The sequence below is a fragment of the Johnsonella ignava ATCC 51276 genome (assembly GCF_000235445.1).
GTDB classification, from domain to species: Bacteria; Bacillota; Clostridia; order Lachnospirales; family Lachnospiraceae; genus Johnsonella; species Johnsonella ignava.
Genome location: NZ_JH378832.1, coordinates 16,658 through 21,270, shown reverse-complemented (window position 1 = coordinate 21,270; position 4,613 = coordinate 16,658). Strand labels below are relative to the sequence as shown.

The 4,613-nt window shown below is 30.8% G+C and carries 7 protein-coding genes; 1 reads left to right on the top strand and 6 read right to left on the bottom strand.

The window, feature by feature from the left end:
* The 3 genes from HMPREF9333_RS05990 to HMPREF9333_RS13280 form a co-directional block, all read right to left on the bottom strand.
* Nucleotides 1–629, bottom strand: a 629-nt coding sequence (locus tag HMPREF9333_RS05990; protein WP_005540588.1) for a hypothetical protein, incomplete at its 3' end; no start/stop codon positions are given.
* Between the two features lie 220 nt (nucleotides 630–849).
* The gene (locus HMPREF9333_RS05985; protein ID WP_040882441.1) at nucleotides 850–1,197 is read right to left on the bottom strand and encodes a hypothetical protein; all 348 of its coding nucleotides are present in this window, start codon (nucleotides 1,195–1,197) and stop codon (nucleotides 850–852) included.
* A gap of 545 nt (nucleotides 1,198–1,742) precedes the next feature.
* Nucleotides 1,743–2,882: a hypothetical protein gene (locus HMPREF9333_RS13280; protein ID WP_040882438.1), complete on the bottom strand. Its 1,140-nt coding sequence runs from the start codon at nucleotides 2,880–2,882 to the stop codon at nucleotides 1,743–1,745.
* Between the two features lie 247 nt (nucleotides 2,883–3,129).
* Between HMPREF9333_RS13280 and HMPREF9333_RS12900 the strand changes: the two genes are divergently transcribed.
* Nucleotides 3,130–3,303, top strand: coding sequence for a hypothetical protein (locus tag HMPREF9333_RS12900; protein ID WP_156797293.1), 174 nt, complete (start codon nucleotides 3,130–3,132; stop codon nucleotides 3,301–3,303).
* A gap of 55 nt (nucleotides 3,304–3,358) precedes the next feature.
* On the opposite strand, the gene HMPREF9333_RS05970 is transcribed toward HMPREF9333_RS12900, so the two are convergent.
* From HMPREF9333_RS05970 to HMPREF9333_RS05960, 3 genes are all read right to left on the bottom strand, one after another.
* Entirely contained in the window at nucleotides 3,359–3,706 is a 348-nt protein-coding gene (locus tag HMPREF9333_RS05970; RefSeq protein ID WP_040882436.1) for a hypothetical protein, read from the bottom strand.
* A 35-nt stretch (nucleotides 3,707–3,741) separates the two neighbouring features.
* A complete protein-coding gene (locus HMPREF9333_RS05965) occupies nucleotides 3,742–4,101 on the bottom strand; it encodes a hypothetical protein (protein WP_083816598.1) in 360 nt (119 codons plus the stop codon).
* Between the two features lie 148 nt (nucleotides 4,102–4,249).
* Nucleotides 4,250–4,552 carry a hypothetical protein gene (locus HMPREF9333_RS05960; protein ID WP_005540586.1) on the bottom strand — a complete coding sequence of 101 codons (303 nt, stop codon included), beginning with the start codon at nucleotides 4,550–4,552 and terminating at the stop codon, nucleotides 4,250–4,252.
* Between the last annotated feature and the right edge of the window lie 61 nt (nucleotides 4,553–4,613).

Below are 4,613 nucleotides of genomic sequence, written 5' to 3'. Positions count from 1 at the left end.
TCATGTGTTATCCAACCGATTTGCATTACTCCGTTTTCATCAAAACAATAGGTATTTACAGCACCTGATGCATCTTTAATATCAGCCCATGCTCTTTTAATCCTGCTTTTATCCTTTAATTCAAATGCCCATTTTTTCCTGTCGTTATCAAGACTTATCCACTTTCCGCCTTCAGTTTCGGCAGCAGACTTATGTGCATATATAATTTTAGATAAAGAGCTAGTTGAACTGCTTGATGAATATACACCATCACTTTTTGAATCGCCTGTTTTTTTATCCTTGGAATAATTTTTATTATTTTCGGTATGATTATCGGATGTATTATCAGGGATATCATTTATATTGCCCTGAGGTGTATTACCGCTGCCTCCGTCATCGGTTTTGGCAGGTTCATATACAGTATATAAGATTATTTGTTCCTTTATAGGTACATCGTTTCCTATTTTTTTATGACCTTCTTTGTCCTTTGACAGTCCGGTAAAATTATATACAATGCCCGTTGCAGGATCTGTATATATTTTATCTATATCAAGTGCAAGCATATTATATTCAGGAGTATTTTCCAGCGTCTGCCCCGATATTACGTTAAGTACATTGACTTTTGACTGTGAATATTTTTCGCCGGGCATAGCGCTAACTATTGCAACCCTGTTTGTGTCCTTATACGAGATAAGAATTTTACTGCCTATATCTGAGGTAAAGTCAAAACTTCCTGTAAAATACGGTGTATTAAGCTTTGTATGTGAAGTATCTATTCTCTTCTTGAGTTTTTAGGAATCTTAAGCTCCGAATAGTCTTGTGGGGGAAAGATATAATCGTATGTAAATCATTATTAACTTAACTATATCTCTATATATTTTTCCACAATATTAAATGAAGTACTGATTTTATAATAAATATAGCAAGTGCCAGTATAATCATTGAGATTATATAGTTTTTCAGATTATATGTTTTACTGTTTTCTTTACACCATACATTCAACCTTATTAAATTATACATTCCTATTCCTCCGCCAAATATAATATTAGCAAAAAATAACATATAATTCGTAAGATATTCAATAGTATCTTTGTCATATGAATCATTATATGATATTTTTTTGATTTTGTAATTAATCCATATGATAAAAAGTAAAAATAATAAATTTATAATTGAAGCTTGTTTCAGTGAAAAATATTTTTTTTCAAAATTATCCATATATTTATACCTCGTATTAATAATATAATAGTTTTCCTATTATATAAAAGAATGTCGACCCGAGCCGTACATTATATAGTAAGATATATATATTATAATTATAATGAGACTAATAAAAAAGGAAGGTATAATCCATGTACAGATATAAATCAGTGTTGGTTTTTTGAATTTTTTCCATAGATGATATCGGTATATATTATATATAGACCATGGTACTAAAAATGCAAAAAATTCTATGATTACACGTGTAACATAATCTTTGCTCAGTCCTGAGAATCCTGCAACACCTATTGTCCATAAAAGATCCAATAGTGTCCAAGTAAAAATACACCCTAATATAAAATTTATAATTATACTTGCAACTAATGAAAAGAAAAGCTTTTCAAATACATTCATTTTCATTATATTTCCTCTGTTTATTAAATATAGATTTGTAGTGATGATTAGTTAAGAGCTGTTGTATGTGATATATACATATCACAGTATAGATCAATATACAACAGCTACTTAATTAACACAATATAATCAGTAAGCTTTATCAGGCTTTAATTTCCGATTAAACTCCCGTCATTTCCAATATTATAATTGTCAGGTGTTTTTTCATTTATATACATAGAGTCGTATGGTCTCTGAGGATAGTATTCATTTTTCCCCGTTTCGTTATTGTATTTTAAATTTCTCTGAATCTCTGAAAAATAATACCACTTATTATTTATCATCTGCCAGCCTTTTTCCATAACTCCGGTTTGCGGATTTAGATAATACCAGTATTTATCATTATTATCATGGTACCAGCCCTTTTTAAGACTTCCAAGCATCCTTTCATCCTGAGCTTCAAGGAAATACCATATACCGCTTTGATGTGTTATCCAACCGATTTGCATTACTCCTTTTTCATCAAAACAGTAGGTATTTACGGCACCTGATGCATCTTTAATATCAGCCCATGCTCTTTTAATACTGCTTTTATCCTTTAATTCAAATGCCCATTTTTTCCTGTCGTTATCAAGACTTATCCACTTTCCGCCCTCAGTTTCAGCAGCAGACTTATGTGCATATATAATTTTAGATAAAGAGTTAGTTGAACTGCTTGATGAATATACACCATCACTTTTCGAATCACCTGTTTTTTTATCCTTGGAATAGTTTTTATTATCATCATGATTAACGGATGTATTATCAGGCATATCATTTATATTGCCCTGAGGTGTATTATCACTGCCTCCGTCATAGGTTTTGGCAGGTTTATATACAGTATATAAGATCATCTGTTGCTTTATAGGTACATCTGTTCCTATTTTTTTATGACCTTTTTTATCCTTTGACAGTCCGGTAAAATTATATACAATGCCCGTTGCAGGATCCGTATATATTTTATCTATATCAAGGGCAAGCATATTATATTCAGGAGTATTTTCCAGTGTCTGACCCGATATTACATTTAGTACATTAACTTTTGCCTGTGAATATTTTTCACCGGGCAGAGAGCTAACTATTGCAACCCTGTTTGTGTCCTTATACGAGATAAGAATTTTACTGCCTATATCTGAGGTAAAGTCAAAACTTCCTGTAAAATACGGTGTATTAAGCTTTGTATGTGAAGTATCTATTTCAGTTAGAACTGTATCGGTACTGCTTTCATCTTTTTCAAGTTTCCATAATTTATACTCACTTTTTCCAAGCATTTTATTTGGAAGTTTCGCATATACATGGACTTTAGATGCTGTATAAATATCCGATGCAAGAGGTGAGAATATATTATTTACATATCTTTTAAGTCCTATATCAAGCTTTAATGCCGCAACTGCATTTAATCTTATATCCGATTTATTTACCGTTATTACCTGAGTTCTTTCATTTCTGTTTAAATTTATATCTCCATATGCAAGATCCCAGTATTTAAACTTAAAGCCCGACTTATACGCAGGTGTCGTGATTTCAGCATTATCTCCTTCATTTACCGGGGCTTCTTCAGGAGATGCTACTTCAATTTCTCTACCGTCTCTTGTAATAGAAGAAATAAGACCTCCGTTTCCTATATTAAGCGTATATCCGGGTTCAAGTAAATCCTTTCTTGGGGTTTCAGGAAGCTTAAGCTCCGAATAGTCTTGCGGAGTAAAGATATAATCGTATGTAAATCATTATTAACTTAACTATATCTCTATATATTTTTCCACAATATTAAATGAAGTACTGATTCTATAATAAATATAGCAATTGCCAGTATAATCATTGAGATTGTATAGTTTTTGAGATTATATAACTTACTGTTTTCTTTACACCATGCATTCAGTCTTATTAAATTATACATTCCTATTCCTCCGCCAAATATAATATTAGCAAACAACAACATATACTTCGCAACAAATTCCGTAGTATCTTTATCATATAAATCACCATATGCTAATTCCTTAATTTTGAAATTAATCCATATGATAAAAAATAAAAATAATAAATTTATAATTGAAGTCTGCCGTAATGAAAAATGTTTTTTTTCAAAATCATCCATATATTTATACCTCATTTCAGATGATAATATTTATATTACAAAAAAGGAAAACTGCTATTTGGACCATGCCTTATATAATCAGATATATTTATTATAATTACAATGAGGCTAATACAAAAGGAAGGTATAATAAGCGTCCAGATATAAATTTTTTTTGATTTTTGGAATTTTTCCCATAGATGATATCTGTATACATTATATATAGCCCATGGCACTAAAAATGCAAAGAATTCTATAATTGCGCTTGCAACATCACTTTTGGTCATCTCTGACAATCCTGAAAAATTTAGTGCCCATGACAGCAAAAAAAGACACCAAGCTAAAATACACCCTAATGCAAAATTTATAATCACACTTGCGACTGATGAAAAGAAAAAATTTTCAAATCTATTCATTTTCATTATATTTCCTCTGTTTCTTAAATGTAGATTTATAGTGATTATGTTTACAGAGCTGTTGTATTTGATATATACGTATCATATTATAGATCAATATACAACAGCTGTTAATTCACATAATATAATCAGTAAACTTTACCAAGCTTTAATTTCCGATTAAACTCCCGTCATTTCCAATATTATAATTGTCAGGTGTTTTTTCATTTATATACATAGAGCCGTATGGTCTCTGAGGATAATATTCATTTTTCCCCGTTTCATTATTGTATTTTAGATTTCTCTGAATCTCTGAAAAATAATACCACTTGTTATTTATCATCTGCCAGCCTTTTTCCATAACTCCGGTTTGAGGACTTAGATAATACCAGTATTTATCATTATTATCATGGTACCAGCCCTTTTTAAGACTTCCAAGCATCTTTTCATCCTGAGCTTCAAGGAATACCATATACCGCTTTCATGTGTTATCCAACCGATTTGCATTACTCCGTTTTCTANCAAAACAATAG

Coding starts and splice junctions, on each gene's coding strand:
- HMPREF9333_RS05970 (WP_040882436.1), bottom strand. CDS start 3,706: ATGGATGATTTTGAAAAAAAACATTTTTCATTACGGCAGACTTCAATT.
- HMPREF9333_RS13280 (WP_040882438.1), bottom strand. CDS start 2,882: ATGCTTGGAAAAAGTGAGTATAAATTATGGAAACTTGAAAAAGATGAA.
- HMPREF9333_RS05985 (WP_040882441.1), bottom strand. CDS start 1,197: ATGGATAATTTTGAAAAAAAATATTTTTCACTGAAACAAGCTTCAATT.
- HMPREF9333_RS05965 (WP_083816598.1), bottom strand. CDS start 4,101: ATGAATAGATTTGAAAATTTTTTCTTTTCATCAGTCGCAAGTGTGATT.
- HMPREF9333_RS05960 (WP_005540586.1), bottom strand. CDS start 4,552: ATGGTATTCCTTGAAGCTCAGGATGAAAAGATGCTTGGAAGTCTTAAA.